At 40.5% G+C, this 13,718-nt stretch carries 9 protein-coding genes; 8 read left to right on the forward strand and 1 reads right to left on the reverse strand.

What is annotated here, in order from left to right:
* Positions 1-41 precede the first annotated feature (41 nt).
* Positions 42-1,781, reverse strand: coding sequence for a two-component system response regulator (locus ACYQ2C_RS04165; RefSeq protein WP_460099963.1), 1,740 nt, complete (start codon positions 1,779-1,781; stop codon positions 42-44).
* Between the two features lie 862 nt (positions 1,782-2,643).
* On the opposite strand from ACYQ2C_RS04165, the gene ACYQ2C_RS04170 reads away from it, so the two are divergent.
* The 8 genes from ACYQ2C_RS04170 (at position 2,644) to ACYQ2C_RS04205 (ending at position 13,700) form a co-directional block, all read left to right on the forward strand.
* Positions 2,644-2,922, forward strand: coding sequence for an STAS domain-containing protein (locus ACYQ2C_RS04170; RefSeq protein WP_460099959.1), 279 nt, complete (start codon positions 2,644-2,646; stop codon positions 2,920-2,922).
* A gap of 56 nt (positions 2,923-2,978) precedes the next feature.
* Positions 2,979-3,341: a response regulator gene (locus ACYQ2C_RS04175; RefSeq protein ID WP_460051053.1), complete on the forward strand. Its 363-nt coding sequence runs from the start codon at positions 2,979-2,981 to the stop codon at positions 3,339-3,341.
* A 16-nt stretch (positions 3,342-3,357) separates the two neighbouring features.
* Complete coding sequence (locus tag ACYQ2C_RS04180; RefSeq protein WP_460099955.1) at positions 3,358-5,676, forward strand: chemotaxis protein CheA; 2,319 nt, start codon at positions 3,358-3,360, stop codon at positions 5,674-5,676.
* 12 nt (positions 5,677-5,688) lie between these two features.
* Positions 5,689-6,225, forward strand: coding sequence for a chemotaxis protein CheW (locus tag ACYQ2C_RS04185; RefSeq protein ID WP_460051057.1), 537 nt, complete (start codon positions 5,689-5,691; stop codon positions 6,223-6,225).
* A complete protein-coding gene (locus ACYQ2C_RS04190) occupies positions 6,218-6,718 on the forward strand; it encodes a chemotaxis protein CheW (RefSeq protein ID WP_460099952.1) in 501 nt (166 codons plus the stop codon). The genes ACYQ2C_RS04185 and ACYQ2C_RS04190 overlap by 8 nt, the downstream gene beginning before the upstream one ends.
* A gap of 347 nt (positions 6,719-7,065) precedes the next feature.
* Positions 7,066-9,375 (forward strand): methyl-accepting chemotaxis protein, encoded by a 2,310-nt coding sequence (locus ACYQ2C_RS04195; RefSeq protein WP_460099949.1) that lies wholly within the window; start codon positions 7,066-7,068, stop codon positions 9,373-9,375.
* Positions 9,376-9,721: 346 nt separating this feature from the next.
* A complete protein-coding gene (locus ACYQ2C_RS04200; protein ID WP_460099946.1) occupies positions 9,722-12,592 on the forward strand; it encodes a methyl-accepting chemotaxis protein in 2,871 nt (956 codons plus the stop codon).
* 262 nt (positions 12,593-12,854) lie between these two features.
* On the forward strand, positions 12,855-13,700 hold the full coding sequence (locus ACYQ2C_RS04205; RefSeq protein WP_460099943.1) for a CheR family methyltransferase: 846 nt from the start codon (positions 12,855-12,857) through the stop codon (positions 13,698-13,700).
* Positions 13,701-13,718 lie beyond the last annotated feature (18 nt).

Below are 13,718 nucleotides of genomic sequence, written 5' to 3' on the forward strand. Positions count from 1 at the left end.
AACTTGAAAAAAAATTGAAAGAGCGCAGCGATGATAAACCGCTAGTGATTGGAAATTTTACGATTTTGCATTCGAGTAAATTGTATTACTGCTTCGTAAGACATGGGTTTTGCGTATAAAAAACCTTGCAGATAATCACAGCGACGCTGTTTTAAAAAATTCGCGCTGGCTTGCGTTTCTACACCTTCAGCGACAACGGTTTTCCCTAAATTCTGAGCCAAAGACACCATGGCTCGAATAATCGCTTGATCAGATGGATCGTTACGGTAGTGACGAATAAACGACTGATCGATTTTAAGTGTATCAATGGGTAGCTGTTTGAGATGATTCATAGACGAATAACCAACGCCAAAATCATCCAGTGCTAATTTACAACCCAATCTCTTTATTTTGGCCAGTAAATCAAAGGTGTACTCGTTGTACTCCATTAATGAAGATTCGGTGATTTCAATATGCAATTGATGAGCGTCTAGTCCATTGTGGGCGATAACTTCTTTAATCCGGTCAATTAACGAGATATCCAACAATTGCACCGGCGAAAGATTCACGCTGATCCACGAGCGTTCATCGACATCGCCATTGCTTAACCATTGAGAAAAATCTTCACACGCCTTTTGTAAAACCCACGCACCCAATACGTGAATCATACCGGTTTCTTCTAAAATAGGTACAAACTCATCGGGACGTACAATTTCACCGTTTTCTCGCTGCCAGCGTAGAAGTGTTTCGTAACCGCGTACTCGATCGGTTGATGCCTCCATAATGGGTTGATAATTTAAATAAAACTCGCCTTTTTTAAAGGCAATGCGAATGCATTTTAGCAGCTGAATTCTGCGGATTGCTTTTACGGCAAGAGTTTCGTCGAAAAATGTAAAACCATCACCGCCACGTTTTTTCATAGAAAGCATTGCTGCTTGTGCTTGAGATAACAGGTGATCGGTATTGATGTGGCGATGATTTCCAAAATATTGAGTAATTCCAATGCTGCATTTACCTTCCAGTATCTCACCACTTGATAAGGTAACGCCGCGATGTAGAGATTGGAGAATTTTTTCGGCAATCGATGAAAACGTCGATAGTTTGGTAGAATTAGCGGTGAGCACAACTGCGAATTCATCGCCACCAAGTCGCGCCAAAAAATCGCTGCTGCGCATGTTTAAGCGTATTAACACCGCAAGGCGTGACAAATAATCGTCACCTTTTTTTTGGCCACAGGTATCGTTAATAAGCTTAAACTTGTCCACATTAATGTAGAGCAAACCAATGTATAAATCCAAACGTTTGGCTTCGTCCAATTTTCGCTCTAAATACCTGTGAAAGCCACGGCGGTTGGGTAATCCAGTAACCGGATCAATATTGGATATTTGCAAAAATTGATTTTGGTATTCGCGTCGGTCAAACGCAAAACGAATGCATCTTTGGAATGCTCGTTCGTTTAGTTCCGATTCTATTAAGTAATCACAAATACCAATTTTAAGAAAAGACTTAACTTCTAGCTCTAAACTGTCAGCAACTATTAAAATAACAAAACTGTTGTGAGAATGTTTGACAAGGTGAGATAACGCGTCTTCACTCCAATTGTTTTCGCCGAAATACGCCAAAACTAAATCAAAATGATGTGTATGAAGTGGTTTTAATTCAAATAGTGAATGAGTTTCTTCTATTTTAATGAGCGAGTTGCTATCGCACTGCTTTTCCACCGATACAAGCATGTTTCTTAGAACTTGAGAATGCTCTTTATCAGCGGCTAAAAAAATAGAAAGCCCTGGTAATAAACTCATGTGCCAATAATAGTTGTTGCCAACGTTTCCTTTATATAAATAGTTATTTTAAAGAATCAGAAAGTTGTGCCTAAAATATTTGCCAAAAATGCGATTTGGATCTATCAGCTTATCAAAATGTTCAACCGATCTCGGCGCGTATATTTTTTTATTGCCTAGTTAAGATTTAGACGCGTGCCTATGGGCTGTCAATAATAATTACTTTAAATATGGCCGGTTCCGATATTTGCAAAAAATGTATTATTTTTTCAGTTAATTTCTGAATAGAAAAATTATTGACTTATATCGGTATGGGTTTGCACTGCGTTGTATTAGCTGTTGTAAATATATCGATTAAACAAAAAAACTTATGTAAGTATGAATTGAGAGTCTAACCGCAAGAAATTATTCATAGACATATTTCTGTTTTAATCTAAGCACAGAAAGTTAAAGATACGATTTGCAATTTAATAACGTTTTAGTCACAAATGGTTTGTAAGTCAGCAAGACCGCTTAGATTCCCACGGCTAATCCGAGTTGATGCGCAGTTAATTTATAGCAGAATATACTGATGTAAATAATTATCTTTTTTACTCTAACACTTAGTTATAAGCATTATCGTAAGTCAAATTTTTTAAGATTTAGTTTCATCCTTTTTAGGCAAAATAGCTTAGTTGAGACTAACATTAGTCTACGAGAAAACAGCGGGTTTACCTCTTGTTTCTCGGTAGGATAGACCTTGTCTTAGAGGACTGTGGAAAACCACCATAATCTAAAGCTTTTCTTTTATGCGTCGATAGCTGTAACTCAAAACGTCAGGGTCCAGCAGAAATTGTGCTGATATTAAGGCATTTTTAGTAGATTTCAAATTTTCGGAATTACGATGAGCGAGAAAACCTCCTTTTCTTGTGGTGAGCATTTAGACATTACACAAGTCGCATCTTTGCACGCTAGGTTATCAAAGGCGATAGCGAAGGCTTCTGTTATTGAGTTAAAAGCAGACAAGGTTGTTAAAGCTGATACGGCCGGACTGCAATTATTTGTTAGCTTGCAAAAAGAAATCTCTGGTAACGGCGGAAAAATTATATGGCGATCACCGAGTGATGCACTCATCAACGCAGCAAAATTGCTTGGTTTATCAAAAGTTTTAGACATTAATTAATTTACCATCCGATAAATTTTACATTTTCAACACCGAATTGCTTCAAGGAGTATTTAATGGCTCGCATTTTAATCGTTGATGATTCGGCATCTATGCGCAACATGGTTGCCGCTACGCTGCAATCGGCCGGTCACCAAATTAAAGACGCGGCAGATGGCCAGCAAGCATTAGCTGTTGCTAAAGCTGATCGCTTCGATGCTGTAGTTACCGATCTCAACATGCCCGTGATGAATGGTATTGATCTCACAAAACAGCTTCGAGCGATTCCTAATTACAAATACACACCAATCCTCCTGTTAACCACAGAATCTTCTATGGATAAGAAAAGCCTCGGAAAAACCGCTGGTGCTACAGGTTGGTTAGTTAAGCCTTTTAATCCAGAGAAATTATTAGAAACGATTAAAAAAGTTTTAGGATAGACATTGGCGGAAAATAATGAGCATCGACCTAAAGCAATTCCATCAAGCCTTTTTTGACGAAAGCTACGAAGGCTTAGACTCAATGGAGCAATCACTGCTTGCACTCAGTGATGAAGACGAAACCGATCCGGAATTAATTAATACAATTTTTCGAGCCGCACACTCCATAAAAGGTGGCAGTGCAACTTTAGGTTTTGGTGAAATCGCCAGTTTTACTCACGTACTCGAAACTCTGTTAGACGAGGTGCGTGAAGGTCAAAGAAAGTTGACAGCCGAATCCATTGATTTGTTATTGCAGTCGTGCGACGCACTTCGAGCCATGGTGCATTGCCTAGAGCAAGAGACGCCGATCGATGTTAACGACAGTAAACCGCTGCTAGACGCCTTCGAGGCGATGTTAAACGATAGTGGTCAAAGTGCTGTCTCCGAACCGCAGCAGAAAGAAGTTCAAAAAAATCCTGATGATTCCGACGCAACAGTGATCAGCTCTGCACAAGATGCTATTACCCAAACATTTTTCTCGGGTGATGACGGTGAGCAGAATGATGATCATGGCGAAAAACGCTGGAAAATCGTATTTAAACCGGAACCACAAATATTATTAACCGGGAACGAACCACTTAGAATTTTTCGCGAATTAGAAAGCATGGGCGATCTCGAGGTTCATGCGCACACCGATCAAGTTCCAAATTTTGATCAGATCACTCTCGATGAATGCTTTATTCATTGGACGTTATTTTTAACCAGCAATGTTGATCAAGACGAGATTAAATCGGCGTTTGATTGGGTTCTTGATGAGTGTGATTTAGACATCACACTTTCAGAAAGCGGTGGCGATGATACGGTCGATACCGATGACAATGTTAATACTGAGACTCGTCTACAGCAGGATCACATTAACCTCGATAACCGCGGTGATGAAATTACCGCCGAAGACGACTACGACGAATCTGTAAGTGATGATCTGGAGTTTGTTCGTGCATCGGCAAGTGTTGTTGCAGCCAAGGTTATCCCCGAAAAAACTACCACTAAAAAACCAGAGCCCAGTGCTGCCAAATCTACATCTGCAAAAACAATCTCTGAAAGCAAAGCGATTGCTGACAAAAAAGTATCCGCACCCGAATCTGCACAAAGTAGCACCACTTCCATTCGCGTGGGAATCGACAAGGTTGATAATCTCATCAATTTAGTCGGCGAGCTGGTCATTACGCAATCGATGCTTTCGGAACTGGGCAATAATTTTGATTTAGAAAAATTAGAGCGGCTTTCACACGGACTAGAACAGCTCAAACAAAATACGCGCGAATTGCAAGAAAATGTAATGCGAATTCGCATGCTACCCATCAGTTTCGCATTTAATCGATTTCCGCGCATGATTCGCGATTTGTCCAATAAAACCGGTAAAAAAGTCGATTTAATCATGTCAGGTGAGCAGACCGAACTTGATAAAACCGTTATGGAACAAATTGGCGATCCTTTGGTGCACCTTGTTCGTAATGCCATAGATCACGGTTTAGAAATGCCCGAAGAACGACGTGCCGCAGGAAAAAATGAAACCGGTAAAATTCATTTAAATGCCGAGCATAAAGGTGGAAACATCGTTATAAAAATTTCTGACGATGGCCGCGGTATGGACCCCGAAAAAATTCGTGCAAAAGCGGTTGAGAAGGGTGTTATCGACGCAGAAGCGGAGCTTTCTGTAGCAGAAATTTACGACTTAATTTTTGAGCCAGGCTTTTCTACAGCCGCCGAAGTCAGCGATTTATCTGGGCGTGGTGTGGGCATGGATGTGGTGCGACGCAATATTAAAGCACTTGGTGGTCGTATAGAAATTGACTCTGAAGTAGGGCGTGGAACCAAAATTTATGTACATTTACCATTAACCTTAGCCATTTTGGATGGGCAGTTAGTTCGAGTCGGACGAGAAGTCTACATAATTCCCTTGGTTGCAATCGTTGAATCGTTGCAAATTAAATCCGAATTAGTTAATCGCGTCTCCGGTAACATGGTTTTATATCGCCTGCGAGAAGATAACGTACCGATTATTCCCATTCACAAAGAATTTAATATTCAAGCCGATAATACTGCTTTAGATAATGCTTTGCTCGTGGTTGTTGAAGGTGAGGGATGTAAAATTGGTTTACTGGTTGATGATTTACTGGCTCAGCAACAAGTCGTTATTAAAAGCTTAGAGACAAATTATAAACGTGTTGACGGTATATCTGGCGCGACGATTCTTGGTGATGGCTCGGTGGCATTGATTCTTGATATTCCCGGTATAATTACCAACGCCTCGCGTTCGCGTCGAAGAAATGTAAGTCCGCGTGCAGCATAAACGGTGAGTTAAATGGATGCCATAATAGAAGTTGCAGAGATTAATCGACTCGATAAAAACGATATCTCATTAGAAGGAATCGATTTTATCTCCGGCGGTAATCAATACCTAACATTTCGTTTGTGCGAAGAACACTACGGTGTGGATATTTTATCGGTGACCGAAATTAGAGGATGGGATGAACCTACACTGATTCCCAATTCTCCGAACTATGTTAAAGGTGTGATTAATTTACGCGGCGTTATCGTGCCAATTTTAGATCTTCGTATTCGATTTCAAATTGGTGAGGCCAGTTATACACCCACAACCGTTGTTATTGTTTTAGCGGTAAAAAATGATCGCATGAAATGCACAATGGGTTTTGTGGTAGATGCCGTTTCCGATGTGCTCAATGCTAATTCGCAAGATATTAAATCTGCCCCAAGCTTTGGTGGCTTAGTTGCTCCTCAATACATTCAGGGTTTGGTGAATGTCGGAGCAGATGTAGTGACACTGCTAAATGTCGAGCAGCTATTAAAGTTAGATGATGAAGGTTTGCATTATGAGTAATCAATCTCAAGAATATTTAACATTCTTGCTGGATGGCGAAGAGTTCGGAGTCGATATTTTACGTGTCCAAGAAATTATGGTTTGGGCACCGGTAACAGCGATTCCCGGAACACCTGAATATTTGCGAGGTGTGATTAATTTGCGCGGCGTCATAGTCCCTATTGTTGATATGCGTCAGAGATTCAACCGCGCTCCGGTAGAATATACCGATACTACCGTTGTTATTGTGTTGCGAACCAGCGAAAGCGATTCTGGTGTAGTTGTTGGTATCGTGGTAGATGCGGTATCGGAAGTCTACAAAGTGGATCCCATTAATATCAAAAAAGCACCGGATTTTGGTAATCAAATAGACAGTCGCTTTATTTTTGGAATGGCAACTGTGGACGACAAAATTATTATTTTGCTTGATGCAAAGAAACTGCTAAATGTGAATGATTTATACAGTGTAGTTTCTCATGTTCGTCCCAAAATTGGTGAGCCTATCGCGAGCTAATTTAATGTCTTTATAACTAATTTAATGTTTCTATAAAAAGTTATTGCCAAGCAGCGCTCATTTATTAAAGTTAATTAGTAAATGATCGACATAATTAAGGCAAGGGTCTGTAAAAGTTGTTGTAAAAAACGGTTGTAAATCGGGTTTTAAAGTTTTGGTTGTTTCTTGAAGTTTGAGATCATAAGTCAACGTCTGATTTTCGATTCTTATCAATTCCGATAGTTTTTTACAAAAACTGGTAGCGCATCGTTGTAGTGTTGAAAGCTCTAGAGTGTTCAGGGTTTTCTAAGAAAAATATTTTATAATAATTTCACTGAGCTTGAGTTTAAAACTCAGGAGCCATATTTATGCAAACAGAGCAAAGCCCAGAAGTGTTAGATCAATTAAAAGAACGCTGCGTTAATGCGCTGGATAACATGATTACCGCTATCATGATGGTGGATAGAGATTTTAATGTAACGTACATTAATAAAGCAACACTCAATTTGCTCGGTGGTATAGAAGATAAATTAAAAACGGTCTGGTCGGATTTTTCTGCGTCCGAAGATTATCTGATGGGAAAATGCATTGACGGTTTCCACAAAGATCCCAGTTATCAACGCAAAATGCTAAGTGACCCATCCAAGTTGCCATTGCGAACCGATATAAAAATAGCTGACTTAACGATTGAGCTTAATGTCTCGGCAATTGTAGACGCTAATAATAACTACGTTGGTAATACGCTTGAATGGTATGATGTTACCGAAAACAGAAGTTTCAAAAATAGCGCAGTGCAAATGGCCGGGGCTATTGAGCAGTCATTAACTGCTTCCATTATGATTGATCGCGATTTTATGATTACTCATGCTAACAAGGCGACCTTCGAATTATTAAAAAAGCATGAATCTACATTTCAGAGAAAATGGCCAAGCTTTCGGGCCGATCCCGAGAAATTAATTGGCACCTGTGTGGATATGTTTCATAAAAATCCGCAGCATCAACGCCAATTTTTAGCCAACAAAAATAATCTACCCTATAAAACCGATATTAAAATAGAGCACTTAGCCTTCGAGCTCAACGTTACCGCTATCAATGACTCAAGGGGCGAATATATTGGCAACGCACTAGAGTGGCAGGATGTTACCGAGATACGCAATCGAGAAATAGAAGTAGGTCGCTTAAATTCCGCTGTTGAAGGCATGACGACCAATTTAATGATGGCAGACGAACACGGAATTATTGTTTATTTAAATCCTTCCGTAAGAGCTATGTTAGAACGGCGTGAAGCCGAAATTAAAAAAATACTTCCTGCGTTTGATACACGCACCATTGTTGGCGCAAATATAGATATCTTCCATAAAAATCCATCTCATCAGCGTAACCTGCTCGCTGATACCAGTAAATTCCCTTTAAATACCGAAATATCGGTAGGTGATTTGCGGTTTAATCTCACCGCGGTGGCTCTAAAGAATAAAGAGGGTAAAAGTTTGGGAATAGCCGTGCAATGGATCGATGTCAGCGACGAGAGAACTGCACAACGTCAAATCGAAAAATTAATAAATTCGGCAATCAATGGCGATTTGTCACACCGAATCGATGTCAGTGGTTATCAAGGGTTTATTCGCAATCTGGGTGAAGGTATAAACACTCTAATGAACGAGATTGTAAAACCATTCGATGAAGCCATATCGGTTATCAAAGGCCTGGCAGAAGGTAATTTGGAAGAAAAAATGAATGGTGAATATCGTGGACAATTTTCTGAATTGTCTGAAGCGATAAACGATTCGTTAACCAATTTGGCGTCAATGGTTGAGGCCATTCGCTCGGCATCAGGCAACGTATTTAATGCAGCTCGTGAAATTGCACAAGGTAATAATGACTTAAGCCAACGCACAGAAAGTCAAGCGTCGAGCTTAGAACAAACTGCGTCGGCGATGGAAGAATTAACGTCAACTGTGCAGCAGAACGCAAAATCAGCCACCGAGGCAACTGAGAAGGCCAACAGCGCCATGGCCCGTGCCAGAAGCGGTGGGGAGGTCGTGGGTAACGCTGTAGCGTCGATGGATGAGATTAATAAATCCAGCAAAAAAATCGCCGATATTATTGGTGTCATCGACGAGATTGCCTTCCAAACTAATTTGTTGGCTTTAAACGCGGCGGTAGAAGCTGCGCGGGCTGGAGAGCAAGGGCGTGGTTTTGCGGTAGTGGCCGCTGAGGTTAGAAATCTGGCCCAACGCAGTGCGACTGCTGCTAAAGAAATTAAAGGTTTAATTAACGATAGCGTTGAAGCGGTAACTCGCGGAGCAAAATTGGTTGATGATACCGGTGTAACCTTCAATGATTTGATTAACGTGGTGCAAGAAGTAGTGGTTATGGTATCGAATATTGATACCGCAGGTCGCGAACAATCCGCTGGCATTACTGAAGTCAGTAAAGCTGTCTCACAAATGGATGAAATGACCCAGCAAAATGCCGCATTAGTTGAAGAGGCCTCGGCATCCAGCAAATCAATGGAAGAGCAAGCCGAAGAGTTATTAAAACAGATGAGCTTCTTTAAATTAGCTGGCAACAGTGATATGCCCACAATGACAAGGAGACCTCGCCAAGGTTCACCGGCACCGGCAAAACGTGCAACAGCTCGTCCGGTAAGAAGCTCTGATGAATGGGAAGAGTTTTAATTACGACGTTTGTATATGCATTTAGCTTCGAATTGTCGTAAAACGAAGAGTTATTTTCAGAATAAACACGTTAGATTTAAGGAAACTCTGATTAACCTAGAGTTTCTCGCGACACAAGGATGTGTCGCCAATTTCAAGAACGGTAAGTGATTGAAATTGTGAAGAAATTGGAAATCACATTTTCAATTTCTGTCCTCTGATTAAATCATGGATGAGTTAATCAGAGGTTCCTTAAGTATTTTTTACTATGTACAGTATCGACCATTGATTAATCTGAACGGTTTAAACGGAAGTCGATATTTTTTCATGATGTTCAATTTTCTAAATTTTATTTTGAGTTTTCGCCATGACTACACAAGAAGTTATCGATAAACAAGATCAACTTTCTGAAATTGCCAATAACTTGCGTTCCGGTGTCATAGTGACGGATGCAAATGGAACCGTTGACTATGCTAATCGAAGCGCAGAGAAATTATTTTTTAAAAACAAAAAATTATTTCAGTCATTAGATGAAAATTTCGATGGTACTGCCCTGCAAGGTCAAAATCTCAAGAAAATTATTGATCATGAAAAAAATCTCGGGCAACTGTTTTCCTCAGCTAATGAAGAATCTGTAGTCGCAGATGTCAATTTCGGAAATCGAATATTTTCGGTCTCTGTATGTAAGCTACCAGACTCTGATCAGGTCTCCATGGAATGGTTGGATGTTACCGACCTTAGATTTGCGGATAACGATAGTCAAAGCATTGTTAACGCTGCTTCTCGATCATTCGCAACCATCGAATTCGACTTGGAAGGTAATATTTTATCGGCCAACGATAATTTTTTAACGACAATGGATTATAAAATCGATGAAATTAAGGGTAAACATCATCGTATTTTTGTTTCCGAAGATTACGCCGAGAGTAATGAATACAAAACGTTTTGGAAACAACTGGCCAAGGGTGAATTTAAATCTGGACGGTTTTTACGCCACAATAAATCGGGAGATGATATATGGATTCAAGCCTCTTATAACCCTATTTTCGACGCCAACGGTGTGCCTTATAAAGTAGTCAAATACGCTATCGACATTACTGAAGAGCAGGTCAAACTTGCAGATCTATCGGGGCAATTAAACGCGATAAATCGCTCGTTGGCGGTTATCGAGTTTGATTTAGACGGTAATATTCTTACGGCCAACCCCAATTTTTTAACGACAATGGGGTATTCTTTGCCGGAAATCCAAGGGAAACATCATCGCTTATTTGTCGATAAAGACTATGCCATATCTTCTGAATACAATGATTTTTGGAAACGATTAAGGTCAGGGGAGTTTTTTTCCACTGAATTTAAACGATTGAAAAAATCCGGCGAAGAGGTCTGGATTCAAGCCTCATACAACCCTATTCTCGATCTAAACGGTAAACCGTATAAAGTTGTAAAATACGCATCTGATATTACTCAACAAAAGCAGAAAAATGCTGATTATGGCGGCCAAGTAGAAGCCATTGGTAAGTCTTATGCTGTCATTGAGTTTGAGCTCGACGGTACAATAATTCGCGCTAACGAAAATTTTTTAACGACCTTGGGCTATCGTGCAGAGGAAATAGTTGGTAAGCACCATCGTATTCTTGTTGATCCGAATTATGCCAATAGTGCTGAATACACTCAGTTTTGGGATAAATTAGGTCGTGGTAAATACGACTCTGGCGAATACAAACGTATTGGCAAAAATGGTAAAGAGGTTTGGATTCAGGCTTCTTATAATCCAATTCTTGATTCTAATGGTGAGCCTTTTAAAGTGGTCAAATACGCCGCAGATATCACCGAGCAGAAATTATTAAACGCAGACTTTAGCGGTCAAATAGAAGCCATTGGCTTGTCTCAGGCCGTGATTGAATTTGGGTTAGATGGGACAATTATTACTGCCAATGAAAACTTTCTAAAAACATTGGGCTATGAATTAAATGAAATTCAAGGTCGGCATCATCGTATATTTGTAGAGCCAAGCTATGCAAGTTCTGCCGAATATCGTGAATTTTGGGATAAACTTAATTCAGGAAAGTACGACGCTGGGGAATACAAACGCATTGATAAACACGGTCATGATGTTTGGATTTCTGCCTCTTATAACCCAATTCTCGATCTAAACGGACGGCCTTTTAAAGTTGTTAAATACGCAACCGATATTACCGGTAAAAAACGTGCTGTTGCGAAAATTAGATCGGTATTGAATACCCTATCGGAAGGAAATTTAAACAATTACGTTGACGAAAAGCTTGAAGGTGAATTTAACTTGCTGGCAGATTCGCTCAATGATGTTATTGATCGTTTAAATAATTTGGTCACTGAAATTCGCACTGCCTCAAGTAATGTATTTTCGGCCGCGCGAGAAATTGCTCAAGGTAATGACGATCTCAGTCAACGCACCGAGTCCCAGGCGTCAAACTTGGAAGAAACCGCCTCTGCAATGGAAGAGTTAACGGCAACGGTACAACAAAATGCGAATTCTGCTACCGAGGCTCGAAACAAAGCCGGCGAAGCAATGGTAAAAGCAACCAATGGTGGCGAAGTTGTGCAAAGCGCCGTGACAGCCATGGAAGACATTAATAAATCCAGTAAAAAAATCGCCGACATTATTGGTGTGATTGACGAGATTGCCTTCCAAACTAACTTATTGGCCCTCAATGCTGCTGTTGAAGCGGCCCGCGCCGGTGAACAAGGACGCGGCTTCGCCGTTGTCGCCGCAGAAGTCCGTAATCTTGCGCAGCGCAGTGCTTCGGCAGCTAAAGAAATTAAAGGTTTAATTAACGACAGTGTTGATGCGGTGACTAAAGGCGCGAAATTAGTGGATGATACCGGCCATACATTTGGCGAATTAGTCGGCGCAGTTAAAGAAGTTGTTGCCATGGTTTCAAGTATCGATAATGCCAGTCGCGAACAATCAGCTGGGATTACCGAGGTCAGCAAAGCCGTCTCGCAAATGGATGAAATGACACAGCAAAATGCGGCACTTGTTGAAGAAGCTTCGGCGTCCAGTCGCTCTATGGAAGAGCAGGCGCAAACACTGCTAAAACAGGTCAGTTACTTCCAAATTTCCGGTGGTGATACCGGCCAGGTTGCAAATGCCAGCTATGGAGCCAGTTCTGGACCGAGTCGCTCCAACGCGCGACCTAAATCAGTACCAGTTAAAGCCCAAAAAACTCGCTCAACAGATGAGTGGGAAGAGTTTTAGAAGCATGTAAAGAGCGCTCGGTATTTCTGTTAATGCATTAATGTGTGATCAGAAATATCGAGGTCGTTAAGACTACATCAGCGAAGACTGAATAAAATAACCGGCTTGGGTGCGTGATTTATTCACAGATTTAATTGAGCACCGCTCATTAATACACAATTAGAGCAACAAATAACGGAATCGATTTATCCGTTACACCCAGGCTCAGATCGATACCGCTGTTACTAAAAAAAATCGGTAACGCCTTTTTTGAGGGTATTGTGTGGAAACCGCAAGAGCCGATCAACATAGCTTAAATAAACGGGAGTTCGAAGACCTTTGTTCAATGGTATACGACTATACCGGTATTGTTCTTGTCGAGAGTAAACGCGAAATGGTGTATCGACGAATAATGCGTAGAGTAAGAGCCATTGGAATTGGTAGTTTTTCGGAATATTTTCGGTTAATTTCTGATCCGAATAGCGAAGAATTACCTAATTTTTTAAATGCAATTACAACAAATCTCACTAGTTTCTTTCGAGAAAATCACCATTTTGATTATTTAAAAACGGATTTTTTACCGGAGCATGAACGCGACTACGGACAAGACAAGCGTCTGCGAATCTGGTCAACTGCCTCATCTACAGGTGAAGAACCTTATAGCCTTGCTATTACCTTACGAGAATATTTTGGCTCACGTATAAATAATTGGGATTGCAAAATATTGGCGACGGATCTTGATACCACAGTGCTAGAAACAGCCATCAACGGTATCTACAAATTCGAACGTGTTGAAAATATTCCCGAAAAAATTCAGAAAAAATGGTTTTTACGTGGCAGTGGTGATAACAGTGAATATGTTAAGGTTTCACAAGATCTTCAAGATTTAATTACCTTTAAGCAATTGAATTTGATGCACGATTGGCCAATGAGAGGCCCGTTCGACGTTATTATGTGCCGCAATGTTCTTATTTATTTTGATAAGCCAACGCAAGCGAAGTTGTTGGGTAAGTTTATGGGTTTATTACGTGTAAATGGTGTACTAATGTTGGGGCACAGTGAGAGCATCGCCAAAGGTTACGATGAGCTTGAGTGTCGTGGGAAAACCATATATGTAAGGCGTCGTTAAAAAATAAGGTAAGCGCAG

The sequence above is a fragment of the Sessilibacter sp. MAH3 genome (assembly GCF_054658275.1).

What these genes read in the sequence shown, in the direction of transcription:
- ACYQ2C_RS04165 (WP_460099963.1), bottom strand. Translation starts at nt 1,781, where the DNA reads ATGAGTTTATTACCAGGGCTTTCTATTTTTTTAGCCGCTGATAAAGAG.
- ACYQ2C_RS04170 (WP_460099959.1), top strand. Translation starts at nt 2,644, where the DNA reads ATGAGCGAGAAAACCTCCTTTTCTTGTGGTGAGCATTTAGACATTACA.
- ACYQ2C_RS04175 (WP_460051053.1), top strand. Translation starts at nt 2,979, where the DNA reads ATGGCTCGCATTTTAATCGTTGATGATTCGGCATCTATGCGCAACATG.
- ACYQ2C_RS04180 (WP_460099955.1), top strand. Translation starts at nt 3,358, where the DNA reads ATGAGCATCGACCTAAAGCAATTCCATCAAGCCTTTTTTGACGAAAGC.
- ACYQ2C_RS04185 (WP_460051057.1), top strand. Translation starts at nt 5,689, where the DNA reads ATGGATGCCATAATAGAAGTTGCAGAGATTAATCGACTCGATAAAAAC.
- ACYQ2C_RS04190 (WP_460099952.1), top strand. Translation starts at nt 6,218, where the DNA reads ATGAGTAATCAATCTCAAGAATATTTAACATTCTTGCTGGATGGCGAA.
- ACYQ2C_RS04195 (WP_460099949.1), top strand. Translation starts at nt 7,066, where the DNA reads ATGCAAACAGAGCAAAGCCCAGAAGTGTTAGATCAATTAAAAGAACGC.
- ACYQ2C_RS04200 (WP_460099946.1), top strand. Translation starts at nt 9,722, where the DNA reads ATGACTACACAAGAAGTTATCGATAAACAAGATCAACTTTCTGAAATT.